Raw genomic sequence first — 20,105 nt, 5'->3', positions numbered from 1 at the left:
CCTGAGATGGGCCCGACCAGCACCCCTGAGCAAGCTTACGCGGCGAGGACGGCCTTCGACTTCGGCGCGCTGATGGTGGTGCGCAGCGCGGGCGACAGCCGCAGGTCCGCCAGGTCGTTTCCGCTGACACCCGACACGAGCCTTCCGCCTTCGAACTCGCCGTCCGAAGCACCGGCCCTGCCCTCGGTACGGTCGGCCTGTGCGTGCTCCGCCTGGTGCTCGACCGAGGCGCGCTCCATCTCGCTCAGGGCCGAGACGTCGGCGGCCACGTTGTGCAGCAACTCACCGAGAGGCAGGTCGAGCGCGTCGCAGATCGAGGCGAGCAGCTCGCTCGAAGCCTCCTTCTGGCCTCGCTCGACCTCGGAGAGGTATCCAAGGCTGACTTTGGCGGCGCGGGAAATGTCGCGCAGCGTCCGACGCTTGGTGGTGCGGGCATGCCTGAGCCGATCACCGATCGCCTCGCGCAACAGCACGGTCATGACGCGCCTCCCTTCAGCTACACCCCACGTTACCGAGACCGGGCGACAGTACGCAGTGGTTGACACGTACGTCCGCCAAGGGCGAACGCGGGAATCAGGTCAATTGTTCCCCGAGCGTTTCCAGCGCTGCCCGCACCGATGCCGCCCGAACCTCCCCGCGGTCGCCCTGAATGCGCAGCGTACGCACCTCGCTGACGTGCTCACCCGAAAGCGCGACATATACCGTTCCCGGCGCGATTCCATCCTGTGGGTCCGGACCGGCGACTCCGGTGAGCCCGAGTCCCCAGTCGGCCACGCAACGCGCTCTCGCCCCCACGGCGAGCTGAGCGGCGACCTCGGGGTGCACCGCTCCGTGCGCGGCGAGCAACGCGGAGTCGACCCCGGCGAGGCTGGCCTTCAAATCCGTGGCGTACACGACGAGCCCGCCCCTGACCACTGCGCTGGACCCGGCGACGCCGGTCAGCTCCGCGCACACCAGGCCCGCGGTGAGCGATTCCGCCGTCGCCACCGTCTCGCCCCTGCGGATCAGGCCCGCGATGATCTCCCTCGCCTGGCCGCTCACCGGCTCATGCTCCGGCCTTGCGGGCACTCACCCGCATCCGCAGTGCCTTGACCAGATAATCGACGCCGGTCGCGACCGTCAGCGCGAGCGCGAAACCCATCAGCACCCAGCAGACCGGGTCGAGGCCCGATGGCAGCGGCAGCAGGAACGCGCCGATGGCCACCACCTGCGCGAGGGTCTTGGCCTTGCCGCCTCTGCTCGCCGGGATCACCCCGTGCCGGATGACCCAGAACCGCAGTCCCGTCACCCCGAGTTCCCTGACCGCGATCACGATGGTGACCCACCACGGCAGCTCACCGAGCACGCTCAGGCCGACGAGCGCGGCACCGATGAGCGCCTTGTCCGCGATCGGATCGGCGATCTTGCCGAAATCGGTGATCAGGCTGTACTTGCGGGCGACCCAGCCGTCGACCCGGTCGGTGAGCGCGGCGATGGCGAACACGGCCGTCGCGACATAGCGCCACACCGGGTCCGTACCGTCGCCCTGGAACAGGGCGACGACGAACAACGGGACGAGCACGAACCGGGACAGCGTCAGCACGTTCGCCACGTTGAGCGTCGGCACGGCACGCACCGGTGAGGGAACGGGCACCTCGGTCTCCCTGTCGGTGCCGCCCGCCTCCGCACTCACGGCGCGGGGTCCGCTACCGGCTCGGCGGGCCGCACCACGAGGTCGACGCCCGCGCTGTCGACGACGACACAGCGGATCAGCTCGCCGACCTTCGCGCTGCCCGCGCCGAGCACGACACACTCGCCGTCGACCTCGGGGGCCTGGTGCGCAGCCCTGCCGATCACCTCGGTGTCGCCGTCGACCGTTTCGGACTCGGTGATGCTCTCCACGAGCACGTCGACGAACTTGCCGATCCGGTCCTCCGCGCGCTGCGTGGTGAGTTCCTCCACGAGCGCGGAGATCCTGGCGACCCGTTCGGCGATCGTGGCCTCGTCCAGCTTGCCTTCGTAGCTTTCAGCCTCGGTGCCGTCCTCGTCGGAGTATCCGAACACACCCACCGCGTCGAGCCTTGCACCGGTCAGGAACCGCTCCAGCTCGGCGAGGTCGGCCTCGGTCTCGCCGGGGAAGCCGACGATGACGTTGGTGCGGATACCGGCCTCCGGCGCGTACTCCCGGATCTGGCCGACCAGCGCGAGGAACGAATCCGTCGAGCCGAACCTGCGCATCCTGCGCAGCACGGCCTCGCTGGAATGCTGGAAGGACAGGTCGAAGTAGTCGGCGACGCCTTCGGTCGTCGCGATCGCCCTGACCAGGTCAGGGCGGGTCTCCGCGGGCTGCAGGTAGGACACGCGCACCCGGTCGACGCCGTCGATGCCCGCGAGCCTCGGCAGCAACGCCTCCAGCGCCCTCGTTCCGCCGAGTTCCCTGCCGAGGTCCTTGCCGTAGGAGGTCGAGTTCTCGCTCACCAGGAACAGCTCGCGCACGCCCTGCGTGGCCAGCCACTGTGCCTCGGCGACGATCTCGTCGGGATGCCGGGACACGAACGAGCCCCGGAAAGATGGGATCGCGCAGAACGAGCACCTGCGGTCGCAGCCGGAGGCGATCTTGAGCGCGGCGAACGGGGCGTCGTCGAGCCTGGCCCTGAGCACCCGGGGCCCCCAGCCCGCGTGGCCCGGCACGGTGACGTGCTCGGCGGCGGCGGGCCGCTGTACCGGCGAGATCGGCAGCAGGGTGCGCCGGTCGGCAGGCGTGTGCGCGGCGATGGCCTTGCCTGCCGCGATGTCGTCGAGCCGTTCGGCGAGCTGGGGATAGTGATCGAAGCCGAGCACGGCGTCGGCCTCGGGGAGGCTGTCGGCGAGTTCGTTGCCGTAGCGCTCGGCCATGCACCCGACCGCGACGACCTTCGCGCCGGTGTCGGACGCGGCGAGCAGGGTGTCGACGGAGTCCTTCTTCGCCGACTCCACGAACCCGCACGTATTGACCACGACGACGTCGCTGCCCTCGGCGTCGTCGGTCAGTTCCCAGCCACCCGCGGCGAGCCTGCCAGCGAGTTCCTCGGAGTCGACCTCGTTGCGTGCGCAGCCGAGGGTCAACAAGGACACTCTTCGGCCTGGTGAGGATTCAGCGGCAGCCACCCGACCAGGGTAACGACGGGCCGTGAGCAACGGCGGAGAGGCCGCCCGCTAGCGTCGGCATCGTGGAGTCACCGCTCATCCGCCGCGCTCGTATCGCGGACGTTCGCAAGATCAAAGCACTGGTCGACTCCAACGCGGGCAAGGTTCTGCTTGAGAAAAACCTCGTGACGCTCTACGAGGACATGCAGGAGTTCTGGGTCGCGGAAGCCGGCGGCGAGATCGTCGGTTGCGGCGCGCTGCACGTGCTGTGGGAGGACCTGGCCGAGATCCGCACGGTCGCCGTCGAGCACGCCGTCAGGGGGAGGGGCGTCGGGCACCTGCTGGTCAAGACCCTGGTCGAGCTGGCGAAGGAGCTGGGGTTGCCGCGGATCTTCGTGCTCACCTTCGAAACCGAGTTCTTCGGAAGGCACGGCTTCCGCGAGATCGAGGGAACCCCGGTGCCGAGCGAGGTCTACGAGGAGATGCGCCGCTCAGCCGACCCTGGCGTCGCCGAATTCCTCGACCTGCCGTTCGTCAAACCCAACACGCTCGGCAACACCCGGATGCTGCTGGAGCTCTGATCCGCGAGTCCCCCGCTCAGGACGCCGAGATCCGCGTCCGGGCGCGCGAGATCCGCACTCAGGACATCGAGATGCGCGTTCGGGCCCGCGTTCCCGGAGCCCGTTCGCGGCGGCCCGGGTCGCGGATCAGTCGTCGTCCGGCTCGTCGTCGGGCGCGGGCCCGCCCCTGATGAGCGCGAGCGTGCCCGGCAGATCCTCCGGTTTGACGAGCACGTCACGGGCCTTCGAGCCCTCGGAAGGACCGACGACTCCCCTGGACTCCAGCAGGTCCATCAGCCTGCCGGCCTTCGCGAACCCGACTCGCAGCTTGCGCTGAAGCATCGACGTCGACCCGAACTGTGAGCTGACGACCAGTTCGGTGGCCTGGAGCAGCACGTCGAGGTCGTCACCGATGTCGGGGTCGATCTCCTTCTGCTCGGCGGCCTTGGCCGCCGTGACCCCGTCGGTGTAGTCCGGTTCGGCCTGTTCCTTGGCGAAGTCGACGATCGAGGCGATCTCCTCGTCGCTGACGAACGCGCCCTGGATGCGCACCGGCTTGCCCGCGCCCATCGGCAGGTACAGCGCGTCGCCCATGCCGATGAGCTTCTCGGCGCCCGGCTGGTCGAGGATGACCCTGGAGTCGGTGAGCGAGGACGTGGCGAAGGCGAGCCGCGAGGGCACGTTGGTCTTGATCAGGCCGGTGACCACGTCGACGGAGGGCCGCTGGGTGGCCAGCACGAGATGGATTCCGGCGGCACGAGCCTTCTGCGTGATCCGCACGATGGCGTCCTCGACGTCACGGGGCGCGGTCATCATCAGATCGGCCAGCTCGTCGACGATAGCCATGATGTAGGGGTAGGGCCGGTACTCCCGCTCGCTGCCTGGCGGCGCGGTGATCTCCCCCGAGCGCACCTTCTTGTTGAAGTCGTCGATGTGCCGGACCCGGTTGGCCTGCATGTCCTGGTAGCGCTGCTCCATCTCCTCCACGAGCCAGGCCAGCGCCGCCGCGGCCTTCTTCGGCTGGGTGATGATGGGCGTGATCAGGTGCGGGATGCCCTCGTAGGGCGTCAGTTCGACCATCTTCGGGTCGATGAGGATCATCCTGCACTCGTCGGGTGTCGAACGCGCAAGCAGCGAAACCAGCATCGAGTTGACGAAGCTCGACTTACCCGATCCGGTCGAGCCCGCGACGAGCAGGTGCGGCATCTTGGTCAGGTTCGCGGTGACGAAATGGCCTTCGATGTCCTTGCCGAGCCCGATGACCATCGGGTGCGTGTCCTTGGCCGCCTTCGCCGAGCGCAGTACGTCGCCGAGCCGCACCATCTCGCGGTCCGAGTTGGGCACCTCGATGCCGACGGCCGACTTGCCGGGGATGGGAGCCAGCAACCGCACGTTGTCGGTGGCCGCGGCGTAGGCGATGTTCTTGGTGAGCGCGGTGATCTTCTCGACCTTGACGCCGGGCCCGAGCTCGACCTCGTAGCGGGTCACCGTCGGGCCACGGGTGAACCCGGTGACCTGAGCGTCCACATTGAACTGTTCGAGGACACCGGTGATCGCCTCGATCATGGCGTCGTTGGCCTTGCTGCGGGACTTCGGCGCGTCGCCGAGCGTCAGCAGTTCCGGCGACGGCAACGTGTAGTCGCCCTCGACCGTGCGGGTCACCGACAACGCGGGTTCCTGCTTGCGCTGCTTGCGTTCGGGCACCTCGGCCGCGGCGGGTTTCGCGGGCACCTTCTCGGCCTTCGGCGCGGAATCGAGTCCGAGGTCCAGTTGCGGATCCCCCTGACCTTCGGCTTCGGCCGAGCTGGCCTGCCTTCGCCGGGAGGGTTTGCGCAGCCGCGCCGAAGCGGGGTCGGCCTCGGTGACCTCCTCGGCCACCCGGTCCCTGCTCGCGCGCTCCTCCTCGGCGGCGCGCAGTTCCTCCGGATCGGCGCCCCATTCGCGCAGCCTGCGGGGAATGTCGCGCACCGAGGTACCGGTGAACACCAGGATCCCGAATCCGAGAATGAGCAGCAGCAGCGGCACCGCGACCCAGATGGTGACGCCGCGCGCGAGCAGGTCGCCGGAGAACCAGCCGAGCCAGCCGCCCGCGTACATCTGCCGGTCGTGCACCTGCGGCCGTCCGCTGAACAGGTGCAACAGGCCGAGGATCGCGAAAGTCACCAGTATCGTGCCGACGGCGATCCTGGGCCGGTTCTGCGGTCGCGGCTCCGAGCGCATCAGCCCGAAGGCCGCGACCAGCATCGCCAGTGGCAGCGCGACCGCGCCCGCTCCGAAAAAGCTGCGGGTGCCGACGGTGACACCGAGCCCGATGGGCCCGGCCGCCTTCCAGAGCACCCCGACGGCCGTGACGAGCGCGAGCGCGATCAGCCCCAGCGCGAGCCCGTCCCTGCGGTGCTCCGGTTCCAGTTCCCTGGTGCGGCCCACCGTGCGGGCAAGACCGCCGACGCCTTTGGCGATCAGGTTCCAGCCACCACGGACCGTCTTGGCGAACGCGCCACCCGACGAGCGGCGTGCCGGTGGTTTGCGGGGCGGCGGCTTCCGTGCGGCCGACCGCGCGGGCCGTGCGGAACGGGCCGAGGGCCCACCGGAGGATCCCGATGAGCCGCGCGCGCCGGGGCGAGGTCTTCCCGCGCTTCTCGCGGGCCCCTTGCCGCCGCGCGCCGCGCCCTTTCCCTGTGTCGCCGAGCCGCTCGCCATGCCCTCTACGGTAACCGCCTCGTCACGTCAATCCCATGTGCCACTCGCGCCACAACGCGATCTCGATCAGAAGACTTCGCCCGGTCACCGCCGGATCGGACACGCGTGACATCCTCACCCAATGGTGGCGGTGCACCCCGAGAACGGACGAAACCCACGCCGGGGCGATCGCGCACCGGCGATCTGGCGAACCATGCTCGCCATCGACAGGGGTGTCGTCGGTCTCGCGGGAAAACTCAGAGTGTCGGGAACGGTGCCGCGCTCACTGCGCGGCAAGCCACTGATCATGGCGGCCAACCACATCGGCGTCTTCGACGCGTTCGTGCTGATGGCCGCGTGCAGGCGCATCGGGATCGCACCGAGGTTCCTGCTCGCGGGAGGGATTCTCGACGCGCCGGTCATCGGCCCGGCCCTCAAGGCCAGCGGTCACCTGCGGATCGATCGCGGATCGAGCTCGGCGATCGGCCAGTTCGCGCAGGCCGTCGAGGCTCTGCGCGAGTCGCGCGCGCCCATCATCGTCTACCCGGAGGGCCGGATCAGCCACGATCCGGGGCTGTGGCCTGAACGCGGCAAGACGGGCGCGGCCAGACTCGCGCTGGCCTCCGGTGTTCCCGTGGTGCCGATCAGTCAGTGGGGTGCCCACGAGGCGGTGTACTGGGGCACGGAGACCGTCGACGGCATCGCCGACCTGCTGCCGCTCGCGAAGTCGGGCCTGACCTCGCCGCTGCGCCGTCCCGTGTTCAAGGTCCACTTCGGCGACCCGGTCGACCTCACGGCCTTTTCCGCTTCGACACCGGGGCACGCCGTCAAGGCGCACGCCGCGATCATGCGCGCCATCACCGAGGGACTGGTGCCGTTGCGGGCGGCCGAGCCGGACCGCCCTCGTTTCCACGACCCGACCCGGCCGACCGACACCGTCAGCCCGTGGCGGCCGTGAGCGTGTCCTTCTCGCCGCCGGTCGTGCACCGAGGCAGGGGCATCGCGCTGATCCTGCTGGCCTCGGTGTTCTTCGGCAGTTCGGGTGTGCTCGGCAAACCGGCGATGATCGCGGGCCTGTCCCCCGAGCAGGTCGCCGCGGCAAGGATCGGGCTCGCCGCGCTGGTGCTGGTGGCCGGGGTCGCGCTGGTCAGGCCCGGCCTGCTGCGCGTGCGGCGCGAGCAGTGGAAAGTGCTCGCCGGTTACGGCCTGCTCGGCGTCGCCGGGGTTCAGCTCTGCTATTTCGTCGCGGCGGCGAGAATCCCGATCGGGGTCGCGATCCTGCTCGAATTCACCTCGCCGGTGCTGGTGGCGCTGTGGGTGCGGTTCGTGCGCAAGGTGCGGTTGCCGTGGCTGATGTGGGTCGGCATCGCGCTCGCGCTCGCCGGGCTGGCCATGGTCGCCAGGGTCGACGAGGGCCTGCGGCTCGACGCGATCGGCCTGCTCGCCGGAGTCGGCGCCGCCCTGTGCTCCGCCGCGTACTTCCTGCTCGGCGAGCACGGCGTCGGTTCGCTGCATCCGCTGACCATGGTCACCTGGGGCATGCTCGTCGGCGCCGTCGCCGTGTGTGTCGTCGCCCCGCCGTGGACGTGGCCGGCGGAGTTGCTGACCGTGCCTGCCGAGTTCGGGCCGTGGCGGCCTCCCGTGTGGACGCTGCTGGCCGCCGTCGCGCTGTTCGCCACGGTCTTCGCCTACCTCGCCGGTATCAACGCGCTCCGGCACCTGCCGGCGCCGGTGGCCAGCGTGCTGGCGCTGTGCGAGCCGCTGATCGCCACGGCGGCGGCGTGGCTGCTGCTGAACGAGGCACTGAGCCCGGTACAGATCGCCGGTGCCGTCGTGTTGCTCGGCGGCGCGCTCGTCGTGCAGCTCACCGCTCCCGGCAAGCAGCAGAGCACCGCGGGCGAACCGCTCCCCCAGCCGGACTAGCCGATTCAACCGCGAGTGGGAGGTGGGAACCGGATCCGGTCACCAGACTTCTGAGTACCGGCAAGCCATCACCGGCACCGTCGACATCTGGGGAGCCCACCATGAACCGTCCGACTCGTTCCGAACAGCGCAAGGCCCGCCGCGCTCTGCTGAGCCAGGCCACCGCCGTGATGCTGGCCCTCGTGGTCGCCGCAGCCAGACGGGAATGACCACCTCATGGCCCGCTCGCACGGCAGCGATCCGCCGGACCCGACGCCGTGCGTGTCTGGTCGACGGCGGACCCGCCTGGAGCGGACACCCACCACACCACTTTCCGGAACAATCCCTAAACGGGAATGACCGTCGGCACGATCATCGGCCTGCGCCGGTAGGTCTCGGCGACCCAGCGGCCGACCACCCTGCGCACCGCCTGCGCGATCCGGTGCGTGTCGGTGATTCCCTCGGCCTCCGTGCGCGACAGCTCCATCTCCACGAGCGCCACCGCGGCGTCGAGTGCCTTGGGGTCGTCGGAGAATCCTCTGCCGGACACGGTCGGCGGGCTGACCGCCCTTCCCGTCGCGGAGTCGACGACGACGTTGATGGCGATGAAGCCGCCCTCGCCGAGAACCAGCCGGTCGGACAGAGTCGATTCGCCGACGTCGCCGACGGAAAGCCCGTCGACGTAGACGTAGCCGACCTCGACCCTTCCCGTGGTCGTCGCCTTGCCGTCGACGAGGTCGACGACGACGCCGTCCTCGGCGAGCACCACGTTCTCTTCCGCGACACCGGTGCGCACCGCGAGCTCGGCGTTGGCCCGCAGATGGCGCCACTCGCCGTGGACCGGCATGACGTTACTCGGCCGGATCGCGTTGTAGAGGAACAACAGTTCACCCGCTGAGGCGTGCCCCGACACGTGCACCTTCGCGTTGCCCTGGTGGACGACGTTGGCACCGAGCCGCACGAGCCCGTTGATGACCCCGAACACGGCATTCTCGTTGCCGGGGATGAGCGAGCTGGCGAGCACGACGGTGTCGCCTGCCTTGATCGAGATCTGCCGGTGCTCGCCACGCGCCATCCGCGACAGTGCCGACAACGGCTCGCCCTGCGAACCGGTCGACACGAACAGCACCTTCGTCTCCGGGAGGTTGACCGCCTCGTCGAGGTCGATCAGCAGCCCTTCGGGGATGGTGAGCAGGCCCAGTTCGGCGGCGATGTTCATGTTGCGGACCATCGACCTGCCGACGAAGGCGACCCGCTTGCCGTGCTTCACCGCGGCGTCGAGCACCTGTTGCACCCGGTGGACGTGGCTGGCGAAGCAGGCGACGATGACGCGCTGGCTCACGGTCGCGATCACGTCGTCGAGCACGGGCCCGATCTCGCGTTCCGGGGTGACGAATCCGGGCACCTCGGCGTTGGTGGAGTCGACACACAGCAGGTCGACGCCCTCGTCGCCGAGCCGGGAGAACCCGGCCAGGTCGGTGAGCCGCCCGTCGAGCGGCAACTGGTCGAGCTTGATGTCACCGGTGTGCAGCACGAGCCCCGCCGGTGTCCTGATGGCCACGGCGAGCGCGTCGGGGATCGAGTGGTTGACGGCGAAGAACTCCACTTCGAACGCGCCGAGCCCGCGCCGCTCGCCTTCCTTCACCTCCACCAGCGTCGGCCGCTGCCGGTGTTCCTTGCACTTGGCCGCGAGCAGCGCCAGCGTGAAGCGCGAACCGTAGACCGGAAGGTCGGGCCGCATCCTGAGCAGGAAGGGCACCGCGCCGATGTGGTCCTCGTGCCCGTGGGTGAGCACGATGGCCTCGACCTCGTCGAGCCTGCTCTCGATGGCCCGGAAGTCCGGCAGGATCAGATCGACCCCCGGCTGTGCGTCCTCGGGGAAGAGCACACCGCAGTCGACGATGAGCAGCCGTCCCTCGTACTCGAAGACGGTCATGTTGCGGCCCACCTCGCCGATGCCCCCGAGGGCGACGACCCTGAGGCCGCCATCGGGCAGCGGAGGTGGAGTGTTATTGGGTCCTGGTCCGTTACCGAGCTGACTCACCGATGAATCGTCCCAACGCTGGTGTGTGTTGTCGGTGCGACGTAGGCGGCGGCCGAGTCGGCTTGCGCCACCCTTGAGCCCGCCCAGTCGCTTGTCGGGTGCTCTTCGAGCGGCACCCCGGCCTGGGTCAGATCGGCCGCGATGGCCTGGACCTGGTCGTCGCTCGCCGGCACGATCGGCAGCCTCGGCCCGCCGACGGCCATGCCACGCAGGCCGAGCGCCGTCTTGGCGAAGACGACCCCGCCGACCCTGGAGAAGGCGCGGTAGACGGCCAGCATGCCGCGATGGTTGGTACGCGCGGTGGAGGTGTCGCCGTCTTCGTATGCCTCGATCATCGCGCGGATGCGCCCCGCGACGACGTGCCCGATCACGCTGACCACTCCGGCCGCGCCGACCGACAACCACGGCAGGTTCAGCGCGTCGTCGCCCGAATAGTAGGCGAGGTGGGTGTTGGCAATGACCTCGCTGCCTGCCAGCAGGTCGCCCTTGGCGTCCTTGACGGCCACGATCCGGGGGTGCTCAGCGAGCCTGCGCAGCGTGTCGACCTCGATGGGCACGATGGAGCGCGGCGGAATGTCGTAGAGCATCACCGGCAGCGCCGTGGCCTCGGCGACGGTCGTGAAGTGCGCGTAGAGCCCCGCCTGGGTTGGCCGCGAGTAGTACGGGGTGACGACGAGCAGGCCGTGCGCGCCCGCCTTCTCCGCCTGCCTCGCCAGCTCCACGCTGTGCGCGGTGTCGTAGGTGCCGGCGCCCGCGACGATGGCGGCGCGGTCGCCCACCGCCTCGGTGACCGCCCTGATCAGGTCGGCCTTCTCGGCGTCGCTCGTCGTGGGGCTCTCCCCTGTCGTTCCGTTGAGAACGAGCCCGTCGTTGCCCAGCTCCAGCAGGTGCACGGCGAGCTCCTGGGCCCGCTTGAGGTCCACGGCTCCGTCGGAGTCGAACGGAGTGATCATGGCGGTGAGCACGCGGCCGAACGGTCTGCCCGGTGCAGCCGTCGGCGGGGTGGGCGGTGCAATCGACATGCTGCTGACGGTACCTCCTCACGCCGCTGCTCAGTGTGGCGACGGTACCGAAAAACAGGGACGGTGCCCGGATCCGGTCACGCCACGGATGATCCTTCGCGCCGGGGGCCTGCCGCCGGAATTCCTGCGGTGCGCAGGGACCCGTGCGCTCAGCGCAGCGTGCGGTCGAGCGCGCCGACCATCGTGCTGCCGTCCGCGGAGGACAGTACGCAGTAGACGGAGCGCTGCGCGTTCTCGCCGAGGTCGGGATCGGGCTCGCGGTCCCATTCCTGTTTCGTCGGGATCAGCGCCCGGTAGCGCAGTCCGGCCTTGCGGTCGTCGGGGATGCTGTTGGATTCGAACTCGATGGCGCAGTTGGCCTCCGCGAAGGCGGTGATCGTCGGCTGCCCCGGATATTCGGCGACCTCGGCTGCCATGTCCTCGGAGTCGACGCCCAGCGCGGTGGCGGAGTTGAAGAACTCGACGTGGTGCTGCGATCCGCAGTCGGTCCAGTTGGTCTCGGCCACCGGCTGCTTGGCGGTCAGCGGTGTGTTGAGGCAGTAGTAGCTTGTCGCGCGGTAGTCCAGCTCCGGAATGTCGCCGCCCTGCCCGTAGGTCATCGTCGGCAGCATCGCCTGGGGCTTGCCCTCCTCGGTCGTCGTCATCGACTTGCCGACGAAGAACGCGCCCGTCGCGAGACCGAGCGCGGCGACGACACCGAGCACGGTGGCGACCATCGCGCCCTTGCCCTTGCGTGGCACGGGATTCGGCCCGGATCGCACGGGGCTCCGGCTGGTCGGCAGGCCGCCGGCACCATGAGCCGCGCCGGGGTGCGGGTGGCCGCCCGGCGGGGTGGGCGGCTGGCCGAACTGCCCGGTGACGGGCCGGTGAGCGGGACCTCCCGCGTGCGGTGGCCGGTACCCGCCGTAGGGCTGGGTCGCGGGCGGTGCAGGTGGTGGCGCGGGCGCCTTCGTCGCCATCTCCAGCAGGGCCTTCGCCTGTTCCCCCGAGATCCTGGCCTCGGGGCTGGGGATGAGCATGCTCGTGATGGCCGAGGCGAGCGGGCCCTGCACCCTGCTCAGGTAGGGCACCTCGTTCATGATCGCGTGCAGTGTCGCGGCCGTCGTCGAGCGCTCGAACGGCAGCGAACCCTCGACGACGTAGAAGAGGGTGATCCCCAGCGACCACAGGTCGGAGGCGGCCAGCGCGTCGTGGCCCGCGATCCGTTCCGGTGCCATGAAGGCGGGCGAACCGACGATCATGCCGCTCGTCGTCAGCCTCGGATCGTCGATGGCCTGCGCGATACCGAAGTCGGTGAGCTTCACCCTGCCGTTGGCGGCGACCATGACGTTGCCCGGCTTCACGTCGCGGTGCACGATCCCCGCCGCGTGCGCGGTTTGCAGCGCGGAAAGGACCTGCTCGCCGATTCCGGCGGCCTGCTGGGCCGTCATCGGGCCGTTCCTGCTGATGAGCTCGGCCAGCGTCGGCGCCTCGACCAGCTCCATCACGATGAAGGTCGCGTCGCCCTCGGTCACCACGTCGTACACGGTGACCACCGCCGGATCGTTCAGCCTCCCACCGGTGCGCACCTCACGCAGCACCCGCTCCTGGAACACCGCGACGTCCTCGGGACCGTTGCCGAGTCTCAGTTCCTTGATCGCGACCTGACGGCCGATGACGGTGTCCTCGGCACGCCACACCACACCCATTCCGCCTCTGCCGAGTTCGGCGAGCAGGGCATATCTGCCTGCCACGGTCCGGGAGGAACCGGGAGTCCTGCCCTCGGCGTGGGTCTGCTCGTCAGTCACAGCATGTTCCTCCGTCGAATCGGAGTCCTCGGGCTATGGAAACTCCGCGACGCCGGGCCCCCAGCGAACGCGTCACCTGACCAGTTGAGCGACCGGCTGGTCGGGCAGGGTCCCGCCGTCGGCTCTCATCAGGAAGCACTGGATCGAACGGACCGGACCGTCGACGGAGTCCTCGTCGACGACGCGCTCCCACTCCTGCTGGGTCGGCACGAGTGCCTGGTATCGCAGGTTTTCCTTGTCCTTCGCCGGGACGTTGTTGCTGTGGAAGGCGGTCGCGCACCGCGCCTCACCGAAGGCGATCATCCGCTCGATGCCGGGATAGGTCGCGGTCTCCTGATCGTCGTAGGTGTCGGCGACGCTGACCGCGTTGGAACCCCAGAAGTACTCGGCGTAGTGCCGCGCCTCCTCGCAGTCGACCCAGTTGCTGTCGTCGATGGACCGGCCCTGCTCCAGCGGAGTGTTGAGGCAGCGGTAGTCGGTACTCGACGCCGAACCCACGACGGGTACGTCGCCGCCCGCGCCGAAGGTCATGGTCGGCAGCATCGCGTCGTCGACGGCGGGCGACCACACCGGCTTGCCGAGGAAGAATCCGGCCACCAGGAGGCCGACACCCACCAGAGCGGCGCCGATGAGCAACGGCTTCCTCGCCCGAGGGCGCCGGGTTTTCTCTTGCCCGGCGCCGAGCATCGTGTGCCCGCCGACCATCGTGTGCGGCTGGGCGCCGTAGAGCATCGTGTGCTGCTGGCCTCCCGGCGGCGTCGAGGCGGCCTGCTGCTGGGCAGCCATGCCGAGCAGTCCCTGCGCCTGTTCCGCGGTGATCCGGCCGTCCGGATTGGACACGAGCAGCCCCATGATCGCCGAGGCCAGCGGGCCCTGCGCGTGGGTGAGATAGGGCACCTCGTTCATGATCGCGTGCAACGTCGCCGCCGTCGTCGCCCGCTCGAACGGCAGGACGCCTTCCACGGCGAAGAACAGCGCGGCGCCCAGCGACCACAGGTCGGAAGCGGGCAGCGCGTCGTGGCCCGCGACGCGTTCGGGTGCCATGAACGCGGGCGAACCGACCAGCATGCCGCTCGTGGTGATGCGGGGATCGTCGACGGCCTGCGCGATACCGAAGTCGGTGAGCTTCACCCTGCCGTTGGCGGCGACCATGACGTTGCCCGGCTTCACGTCGCGGTGCACGATCCCCGCCGCGTGCGCCGACTGCAACGCCGACAGCACCTGGTGCCCGATGGAGGCGACCTGGTGCGGAGGCAACGGACCGTGCTGGCGGACCACATCGGACAGCGTCGGCGCCTCGACCAGCTCCATCACGATGAAGGTCGCGTCGCCCTCGGTCACCACGTCGTACACGGTGACCACCGCCGGATCGTTCAGCCTCCCACCGGTCCGGACCTCACGCAGCACCCGCTCCTGGAACACCGCGATGTCCTCGGTGCCCTCGGGAACCCGTAGTTCCTTGATGGCGACGTGGCGGCCGATGACGGTGTCCTCCGCCCGGGACACGACGCCCATACCGCCTCTGCCCAGCTCGCCGATCAGCGCGTAGCGGCCCGCGATCATGCGCGGTCCGGACGCCTGGTTCGGCTGGGTAGCCTGCGTCGGCTGCATCGCCTGCGTCGGCTGGTAGTACCCGTCACTCACCGTGGGTCCCCTCGTCGTGTGGCCACGATGTTAGCGAGGACGCTCCGCAACCGGGCGCACATGGGTCAGAGGTGCGCCACCTCATGCCCGGCCTTGCGCAACGCGGCGACCGCCCGCTCCAGGTCAACGGCTTTCACCAGCACGTGATCGGTCTCGAACGTGGAGAGGCTGAACAGGGCGACGCCAGCGGCGGCCAGCTCGCTCGACAGTGCCGCGATGATGCCCGTGAGCGTGAAAGCCAGCGGTCCGCGCACGCTCAGCAAGCACCAGCCCCGCTCGGCCTTCGCCCCCTCGGGCACGAGCCCGGCGGGGCAGACCACGGAGAGCTCCGACGGCGAGCGGGTGACCGAGACCAGCCCGGTCGCCGTGCCGTCGAAAAGGTGGGCGGGCACGGCGTCCGTCGCGGCCAGCGTGGCCACCGCGTACTCGCCGGGCTGGACGTCGATGGTGAGGCGGCGCATTGCTCCCGCGCTCAGCCTTCGAGGACGCGGGGGCTCGACGCGATCTCGGTGCCGTCAGGCAACGGCGAGATGGTGAAGTCGGCGAACACGTTCTCCGCCGCCTTCTGCAACTGCCGCAGGCACTCGACCGCGAGCGCGCGGATCTCGACGTCGGCGTGCTCCGTCGCCCTCATGGCGATGAAGTGCCGCCACGCGCGATAGTTGCCGGTGACCACGATGCGGGTCTCCGTCGCGTTGGGCAGCACGGCCCGCGCCGCCTGCCTTGCCTGCTTGCGCCGCAGCGTCGCGTTGGGCGCGTCGGCGAACTTCTCCTCAAGCCCCGCGAGCAGTTCGGTGTAGGCGTCGATGCTGGCCTGCGACGCGGCGAGGAACTTCTCGTGCAGTTCCGGATCGTTCGCGATGACGTCGGGCTCGACGAACGCGGCCTTGCGCTCAGGGACGTAGCGCTGCGAGAGCTGCGAATACGAGAAATGCCGATGCCGGATCAGCTCGTGCGTGAGCGAACGGGAGATTCCCGTGATGTAGAAGCTCACCGAACCGTGTTCCAGAACGGAGAGGTGACCGACCTCGATGATGTGGTCGATGTATCCGGCGTTGGTCGCCGTCTTGGGGTTGGGCTTCTTCCACGATTGGTAACAGGCCCTTCCCGCGAACTCGGCCAGTGCCTGTCCCCCGTCGGCGTCCGTTGTCCACGGCACGTCCTCCGGCGGGAAGAACTCCGTCTTCGCGATCAAGCTGACCTTGGGTGACACCGTCTCGGCCACGTTCGACTCCCTCCACCTCGCTGACGGGGGAAGCGTATCTCCCACGACCGACATCGCTCGGTGACATCACCAGACGCCATCACGCCGTCATACCCGCCTTGACTGACGTCACACATGACGTCATAGTGGCGTCATGGACTTGACTCCGTATCTCGACCGGTTGCGGGAGGACTTGAGCACCGCCGCCTCCGCCGGTGACGAGAACACGCAGCGCGCCGCCGCGATACTGGCCGCGGCGCTGGAACCGGCGGGCCGGCTCACCCTGATGAACGCACTGTCGGACCTCGCGGCCGAGGTCACGGCCAATCTGGCCGATCACGTGGTGGAGGTCAGGCTCGACGGCCGCGACCTCAGGGTCGTCGTCACCGGCGGCGGAGGGCGAACGGCAGACGAGCCGCCCCAGCCACCACCTCCGCCACCACCGCCCCCACCGCCGTCAGCTGACGCGGGTGACATCAGCCGCATCACGCTGCGGCTGTTCGAGCAGATCAAGTCGCAGGCCGAGCAGGCGGCCGCGGCGCAGGGCGTGTCACTCAACGCCTTCGTCTCACAGGCCGTGCAGGGCGCGCTGCACGGCGCACATCAGCAGCAGCAGCACCACTGGAAAGGCCAGAAAGCGGGTGGGAAGAAGTCCTACCTGCACGGCTGGGTGGAGGGATGATCATGAACGAGCGCCCTGACCTCGACGACGGCACCGAACCGACCGGCAAGGCCGACAGCGCCGACAGCGCTGCCGGCGCGGAGCGCGACGACCTCGTCCGTGCTCAGGCGTTCGACGCGGAAGGCCCGCTCGACGTCGACGTGGACATCACCGTCGGCAGCGTCGAGATCAAGCTTGGCGGGGATGGCGACTGTTCGGTCACCGTGCGGCACGATCCCACCGCGGGCGCCCCGTGGACCGAGGGAGTGTCGAACCTGCTGAACTGGGTCGGCGAACGATTCGGGTCACAGCTCGGCAACCCGCTCGGCGCCGAGTTCAACGGCTCCCCCGCCGAGGCCGTCCAGCAGGCGAGGATCGAGAAGACCGGCAACCGGCTCGTCGTCCGCGCGGCGAAACCGCTGCCGCTGCGCAATGTGCCGCTGGCGGTCACCATCACGGCCCCGTCCGGTTCGAACGTCAAGGTGCACACCGGAAGCGCCAACATCACCGTCGCGGGCGCCACGGGCAGGATCGACCTCGCCACCGGCTCCGGGTACGTATCGGCCGAGCAGGCCGACGGCGCGGCGACGGTGCGCACCGGAAGCGGTTCCGTGCGGCTCGGCCCCGTGCCAGGTGGTCTCCAGTTGCGTTCGGGCAGCGGTGACGTCGAGGTGGGCGCGCTTGGCGGCAGCGCGACCGTGGCGACCGGCACCGGTGACGTGTGGCTGGGCGCGACCTCCGGCCAGGTGCTGGTGCGGACCAGCAGCGGCAGCCTCACGGTCGCCGACGCGGCGGAGGGATCGATCGAGGCAACGACGGGGGCGGGCAACGTCAGGGTCGGCGTCCGCACCGGGGTGGCGGCGGAGATCGAGTTGTCGTCCGGCTCCGGGCAGGTCGCCAGCGAACTCGATGTCGCCGAGGCGCCACCGGCGGGAGCGGTGCCGCTCAGCGTGCGGGCCCGTACCGGTTCCGGCGACGCCGTCGTGAGCAGGGCCGCGAGCTGACGGGGGCGCGGGGCTCGCGCGGCGGTGCGCGAGTCCCCCGCCCGTCGGCGAGTCCCGCCCACACACCCGCGAGATCCGCGCCCCCACCGCCGAGATCCGCGCCCACGACGGCGAGATCCGCATCCGGGCGCGCAAGATCCGCACTCACGCAAGCGAGGTGCGCGTCTGGGTGGCCGAGATCCACGTCTGTGCTGCCGAGATCCGCACTCAGGCAGGCGAGATCCGCACCGGAACCGAGACCCGCGCTCAGGTGGGTGAGATCCGCACCATGCCGCGAAACCCCGCCCCGTCGGTGAACCGCCACCCATGCGCGAGTCCCCCGCCCGTCGGCGGGTCCCGCCCTCACACCCGCGAGATCCGCGCCCCCACCGCCGAGATCCGCGACCAGGACGGCGAGATCCGCATCCGGGCGCGCGAGATCCGCGCCCAGAACAGCGAGACCCGCGCCCGCACCGCCCAGAACCGCGCCCGGGCGGTCGAGAACCGTGGCGCTCAGCCCACGATCGCCCGCAACGGTGCTGCCAGATCGCCTCGCTGCCCCGCCACGACGCCGTCGAGTTCCTGCCAGGCGGCCATCAATCGCAGCTCCCCCGCCAGCTCACTGGCCACCCTCGCCTGATCGGCCCCGGGTTCGAGGAACGCGCCCTGCACCCTCAGCACCCCTCGCGCACGGTCGGCCTTCAGATCGACACGCGCCACCAGTTCCCCGTCGAGCAGGAAGGGGAAGACGTAGTAGCCGTGGACCCGTTTCGCCTCCGGCACGTAGATCTCGATGCGGTAGTGGAAATCGAACAACCGCTCGGTGCGCGCCCGCTCCCAGATGAGCGGATCGAAAGGACACAGCAGCGCCCTTCCCGTGATGGCGCGCGGCGCCTGCGCTCCCCGCGCCCGGTACGCCTGCTGCCGCCAGCCCTGTACCCGCACCGGTTCCAGCTCACCGGCCTCGACGAGTTCCGCGATCGCCTGCCGCGTGGTCTGGGGTCCGAGCCGGTAGTAGTCACGAAGATCGGTTTCGGTCGCCACGCCCAGCGCCGTCGCCGATCCGGCGACGAGCCGCCGCGCCCCTTCCTCCGCGTCGACCCGGGTGGCGAGTACCTGGGGCGGCAAGACGCGCTCGGGAAGGTCGTAACAGCGTTCGAACGCCTTGCGGGTGCCCGTTGTCAGCCGCCCCACGCCGAAGAGCCATTCGCAGACGTTCTTGACATCCGAGCGCTGCCACCACGTTCCGGGCGCCCGCTTGGAGGCACCCACGATCTCGCGCTCGATGGCTCCGGCCCCGATGGGCCCGAACTCCTTGACCACGGCGAGCACGTCGTCGACCAGGCCGGGCGACTCGTCGACGACCTTGGTGTAGTGCCGCCACCAGCCCGGCCGCTTTGCCCCCGAATGCAGCAGCGGCCAGTCCTCGACCGGTATCAGGCTCGCTTCGTGCGCCCAGTTCTCCACGAGCAGCCTCGGTTTTCGCGCCGTGTCCTTCCACGCCGCGTCGTCGATCAGCGAGGGATCGTAGGCACCGAGCCTGGCGAACACGGGCGCGTAGTGGGCGCGCACGGCCACGTTGACGGAATCGAGTTGGATGAGCCGGACCCGCGACAACATGCGCTGAAGGTGGCGCCTCGTCGGCGCTCCCCTCGGCCTCTGGTCGGCGAACCCCTGAGCCGCCAACGCGGTGCGGCGGGCCACCGCGACACTGATCGTCCTCACGAATCAGCATGCTGCCAGCACCCACCGACAGTCTCCGAGATAGGTTGCGAACATGAGCACCGCCGCCGTCCGCGTGGCCACTGTCGACGACGCCGCGGAGATCGCCCGCATCCAGTTGACGACATGGCAAACCGCCTACGCCGACGTGCTCGGCGAGAAAGTCGTCGAGACACTGGACATCGACGAGCTGACCCAGCGCTGGTCGGCAGCCGTCGAACACCCGGGGACCGACCTGCTGCTCGCCACGGAGGGCGAGTTCGTCGTCGGGTTCTGCATCGCGGGCCCCGCCCCTGAATCCGAGGTCGCGGCGGCCGACGGTTCCTTACCCTCCGATGCCGGCACGGTCGGGCTGATCGCCACGCTCCTGGTGGAACCCCGCTGGGGACGCAGGGGGCATGGCGGGAGGCTGCTGGCCGCCGCCGCGTCCGCGCTGTCGGCCAGGGGCGCCGAACGCGGTGTCACCTGGGTCGTGCAGTCTGATTCGGCTTCGCTGGCCTTCTTCCGGGGCGCGGGCTGGCATCCGGACGCGACGGTGCGCACGCTCGACACCGGCGAGACCACGGTCCGCGAGCTGCGTCTCACCGGTGGTCTCGACCTGAAGCTGACCGACAACTAGCCACGTACTCTCACGCGGACCAGCACACCCGGGGCACCGGTAGCGAGACCGGCACTCTGCGCTACCGTGCCTGCCTCGGTACACCGGCAGGCGGAACGCCTCCCCTTCACCGGGTCCTTTCCCGTTTTCACACCGGACGTAGCAGGTCGGCGTTACGGTGAGCTGTCCTCGTT

The 20,105-nt window shown here is 69.7% G+C and carries 18 protein-coding genes; 6 read left to right on the top strand and 12 right to left on the bottom strand.

Annotation, left to right across the window (positions count from 1 at the left end; translation table 11 throughout):
• Positions 1-35: 35 nt before the first annotated feature.
• The 4 genes from BAY61_RS10640 to rimO all read right to left on the bottom strand — a co-directional run bounded on the left by BAY61_RS10640 (position 36) and on the right by rimO (position 3,126).
• Entirely contained in the window at positions 36-479 is a 444-nt protein-coding gene (locus BAY61_RS10640; protein WP_091795759.1) for a helix-turn-helix domain-containing protein, read from the bottom strand.
• Between the two features lie 94 nt (positions 480-573).
• On the bottom strand, positions 574-1,041 hold the full coding sequence (locus tag BAY61_RS10635; RefSeq protein ID WP_245865971.1) for a CinA family protein: 468 nt from the start codon (positions 1,039-1,041) through the stop codon (positions 574-576).
• A 4-nt stretch (positions 1,042-1,045) separates the two neighbouring features.
• A complete protein-coding gene (pgsA, locus tag BAY61_RS10630) occupies positions 1,046-1,672 on the bottom strand; it encodes a CDP-diacylglycerol--glycerol-3-phosphate 3-phosphatidyltransferase (RefSeq protein ID WP_091795756.1) in 627 nt (208 codons plus the stop codon).
• A complete protein-coding gene (gene rimO, locus BAY61_RS10625; RefSeq protein ID WP_091795753.1) occupies positions 1,669-3,126 on the bottom strand; it encodes a 30S ribosomal protein S12 methylthiotransferase RimO in 1,458 nt (485 codons plus the stop codon). The genes pgsA and rimO overlap by 4 nt, the downstream gene beginning before the upstream one ends.
• 62 nt (positions 3,127-3,188) lie before the next feature.
• Here rimO and BAY61_RS10620 point away from each other — a divergent pair, with 62 nt between their 5' ends.
• On the top strand, positions 3,189-3,686 hold the full coding sequence (locus BAY61_RS10620; protein WP_091795750.1) for an amino-acid N-acetyltransferase: 498 nt from the start codon (positions 3,189-3,191) through the stop codon (positions 3,684-3,686).
• A gap of 126 nt (positions 3,687-3,812) precedes the next feature.
• Here the strand turns inward: BAY61_RS10620 and BAY61_RS10615 are convergent, their stop codons facing one another.
• Positions 3,813-6,365 (bottom strand): FtsK/SpoIIIE family DNA translocase, encoded by a 2,553-nt coding sequence (locus BAY61_RS10615; protein WP_091795747.1) that lies wholly within the window; start codon positions 6,363-6,365, stop codon positions 3,813-3,815.
• 193 nt (positions 6,366-6,558) lie between these two features.
• Here BAY61_RS10615 and BAY61_RS10610 point away from each other — a divergent pair, with 193 nt between their 5' ends.
• Positions 6,559-7,302, top strand: coding sequence for a lysophospholipid acyltransferase family protein (locus BAY61_RS10610; RefSeq protein WP_420848740.1), 744 nt, complete (start codon positions 6,559-6,561; stop codon positions 7,300-7,302).
• A complete protein-coding gene (locus BAY61_RS10605; protein ID WP_091795741.1) occupies positions 7,290-8,267 on the top strand; it encodes an EamA family transporter in 978 nt (325 codons plus the stop codon). Before BAY61_RS10610 ends, BAY61_RS10605 begins: the two co-directional genes overlap by 13 nt.
• A 325-nt stretch (positions 8,268-8,592) precedes the next feature.
• Here the strand turns inward: BAY61_RS10605 and BAY61_RS10600 are convergent, their stop codons facing one another.
• The 6 genes from BAY61_RS10600 to thyX all read right to left on the bottom strand — a co-directional run bounded on the left by BAY61_RS10600 (position 8,593) and on the right by thyX (position 15,968).
• Positions 8,593-10,290, bottom strand: coding sequence for a ribonuclease J (locus BAY61_RS10600; protein WP_091795738.1), 1,698 nt, complete (start codon positions 10,288-10,290; stop codon positions 8,593-8,595).
• Positions 10,287-11,312 (bottom strand): 4-hydroxy-tetrahydrodipicolinate synthase, encoded by a 1,026-nt coding sequence (dapA, locus tag BAY61_RS10595; protein WP_091795735.1) that lies wholly within the window; start codon positions 11,310-11,312, stop codon positions 10,287-10,289. The genes BAY61_RS10600 and dapA overlap by 4 nt, the downstream gene beginning before the upstream one ends.
• Positions 11,313-11,461: 149 nt before the next feature.
• Positions 11,462-13,099 (bottom strand): serine/threonine-protein kinase, encoded by a 1,638-nt coding sequence (locus BAY61_RS10590; RefSeq protein WP_094168483.1) that lies wholly within the window; start codon positions 13,097-13,099, stop codon positions 11,462-11,464.
• Between the two features lie 72 nt (positions 13,100-13,171).
• Complete coding sequence (locus BAY61_RS10585) at positions 13,172-14,710, bottom strand: serine/threonine-protein kinase (protein ID WP_091798633.1); 1,539 nt, start codon at positions 14,708-14,710, stop codon at positions 13,172-13,174.
• Between the two features lie 98 nt (positions 14,711-14,808).
• Entirely contained in the window at positions 14,809-15,204 is a 396-nt protein-coding gene (locus BAY61_RS10580; RefSeq protein ID WP_091795730.1) for an ACT domain-containing protein, read from the bottom strand.
• A gap of 11 nt (positions 15,205-15,215) precedes the next feature.
• Positions 15,216-15,968, bottom strand: a complete 753-nt coding sequence (thyX, locus tag BAY61_RS10575; RefSeq protein ID WP_091795727.1) for an FAD-dependent thymidylate synthase — start codon at positions 15,966-15,968, stop codon at positions 15,216-15,218.
• A 133-nt stretch (positions 15,969-16,101) separates the two neighbouring features.
• Here thyX and BAY61_RS10570 point away from each other — a divergent pair, with 133 nt between their 5' ends.
• On the top strand, positions 16,102-16,629 hold the full coding sequence (locus tag BAY61_RS10570) for a toxin-antitoxin system HicB family antitoxin (protein WP_091795725.1): 528 nt from the start codon (positions 16,102-16,104) through the stop codon (positions 16,627-16,629).
• A 2-nt stretch (positions 16,630-16,631) separates the two neighbouring features.
• Entirely contained in the window at positions 16,632-17,612 is a 981-nt protein-coding gene (locus BAY61_RS10565) for a DUF4097 family beta strand repeat-containing protein (protein WP_091798614.1), read from the top strand.
• Between the two features lie 492 nt (positions 17,613-18,104).
• Here BAY61_RS10565 and BAY61_RS10560 read toward each other — a convergent pair whose 3' ends face one another.
• Positions 18,105-19,316: a winged helix-turn-helix domain-containing protein gene (locus BAY61_RS10560; protein ID WP_091795722.1), complete on the bottom strand. Its 1,212-nt coding sequence runs from the start codon at positions 19,314-19,316 to the stop codon at positions 18,105-18,107.
• A 52-nt stretch (positions 19,317-19,368) separates the two neighbouring features.
• Between BAY61_RS10560 and BAY61_RS10555 the strand changes: the two genes are divergently transcribed.
• Complete coding sequence (locus tag BAY61_RS10555; protein ID WP_091795719.1) at positions 19,369-19,932, top strand: GNAT family N-acetyltransferase; 564 nt, start codon at positions 19,369-19,371, stop codon at positions 19,930-19,932.
• Positions 19,933-20,105: the final 173 nt, after the last annotated feature.

It is taken from the genome of Prauserella marina (genome assembly GCF_002240355.1).
Classification (GTDB): domain Bacteria; phylum Actinomycetota; class Actinomycetes; order Mycobacteriales; family Pseudonocardiaceae; genus Prauserella_A; species Prauserella_A marina.
The sequence above is the reverse complement of the archived record's forward strand: the minus strand, read 5'-3'. Positions and strand labels throughout refer to the sequence as shown.

Bases quoted from the DNA above. Each gene is read 5' to 3' on its own strand.
- BAY61_RS10640 (WP_091795759.1), bottom strand. From the start codon at position 479: ATGACCGTGCTGTTGCGCGAGGCGATCGGTGATCGGCTCAGGCATGCC.
- BAY61_RS10615 (WP_091795747.1), bottom strand. From the start codon at position 6,365: ATGGCGAGCGGCTCGGCGACACAGGGAAAGGGCGCGGCGCGCGGCGGC.
- BAY61_RS10610 (WP_420848740.1), top strand. From the start codon at position 6,559: ATGCTCGCCATCGACAGGGGTGTCGTCGGTCTCGCGGGAAAACTCAGA.
- dapA (WP_091795735.1), bottom strand. From the start codon at position 11,312: ATGTCGATTGCACCGCCCACCCCGCCGACGGCTGCACCGGGCAGACCG.
- BAY61_RS10585 (WP_091798633.1), bottom strand. From the start codon at position 14,710: ATGCAGCCGACGCAGGCTACCCAGCCGAACCAGGCGTCCGGACCGCGC.
- BAY61_RS10580 (WP_091795730.1), bottom strand. From the start codon at position 15,204: ATGCGCCGCCTCACCATCGACGTCCAGCCCGGCGAGTACGCGGTGGCC.
- BAY61_RS10570 (WP_091795725.1), top strand. From the start codon at position 16,102: ATGGACTTGACTCCGTATCTCGACCGGTTGCGGGAGGACTTGAGCACC.
- BAY61_RS10565 (WP_091798614.1), top strand. From the start codon at position 16,632: ATGAACGAGCGCCCTGACCTCGACGACGGCACCGAACCGACCGGCAAG.
- BAY61_RS10555 (WP_091795719.1), top strand. From the start codon at position 19,369: ATGAGCACCGCCGCCGTCCGCGTGGCCACTGTCGACGACGCCGCGGAG.